Here is a 1,230-nt window from a genome sequence, read left to right as displayed (position 1 = left end):
CTCCGGGACAACAAAGCCGGATGCATCCAATGTGAACTTCCGTGCCAACCAAAACGTGCCCAACCTGGTAACGGTCAAGGTGGGTGCGGACGGAAAAGTGGCGCTGTTCAACAGATCCTCCGGCACAACCCACCTCATCGCCGATGTCACCGGCTACTACGTCACGGGGACGCCAGCGACGCCGGGTGCCTTCCAAAGCCTCGCGCCAAAGCGGCTGCTGGACACCCGGTCCACGACGGCGCTTGCAGGGGATTCCACCGTGTCCCTGCAGGTTGCGGGGACCAACGGCATACCGGCATCTGCCGCTGCTGTGGTCTTCAACCTCACAGTGACCGAGCCAACAAGGATCGGCTACATTACGGCCTATGCTTCGGGCTCGGCGCGTCCGGACGCGTCTAACCTCAACTTCAACGCCGGACAGACAGTGCCGAACCTGGTCACGGTCCCCATCGGTCCAGACGGAAAAGTCACACTGCTCAATCGTTCGTTCGGACGTTCGCACCTGATCGCAGACGTTGCCGGCTACTACCTCGGCGGCACGCCGTCAGCCACCGGTGCGTTCAAGGCCACGGGTCCATCCAGGATCCTCGACACCCGAAACGCAACGGCTGTTCGCCCGGACTCCACGGTGTCCTTCCAGATTGCCGGCGCCAACGGCATCCCCTCGAGCGTCCTGGCGGCTGTCTTCAACCTGACGGTCGTGTCGCCCCAGTCCATCGGCTACATCACCGCCTACCCCTCCGGTTCCACCCGTCCGGACGCGTCCAACCTGAACTTCTCCGCCGGACAGACTGTGCCGAACCTGGTCTCGGTCCCCGTCGGCTCAGACGGAAAGGTGACGTTGTTCAACCGGTCCTCCGGATCCTCACACCTCATCGCCGACCTCGCGGGATACTTCCTGCCTTAGGAACGCGGGTGACCCGCACCAACTGAACCCGAGGGGCTGTCGTCGCAGTGCGGACCGCAGCCCCTCGGGTTCAGCCCTGTCCTGGCCCGGGCGAAACGCCGGCGGACCAGGGCTTTGCGTTTGGCGGCCGTTGGCCGACCGGAAAGGGCCAGACACTTCTCCTCCACAGGCCGCCACGACGGCATCTTCGGGCACGTTTTCCACTTAGCTGCCATCGGGGCTTATGGCGCGACGTGCAAGCCGGGAGAGTCGAATCAGCCGGCGATCACGCCGGTGTCCCGTGGAAGGAAAGCAGATGTCAACAAATCAGGACACTCCCGCTG

The 1,230-nt window shown here is 63.8% G+C and carries 1 protein-coding gene; it reads left to right on the top strand.

Translation table 11 applies throughout. The features are described from left to right. On the top strand, positions 1 to 907 hold a 907-nt coding region (locus LQV45_RS33700; protein ID WP_230012148.1), incomplete at its 5' end, for a hypothetical protein. Positions 908 to 1,230 lie beyond the last annotated feature (323 nt).

It is taken from the genome of Microbacterium sp. Bi128, assembly GCF_918698205.1.
This window is presented reverse-complemented; position numbering and strand designations above follow the sequence as displayed.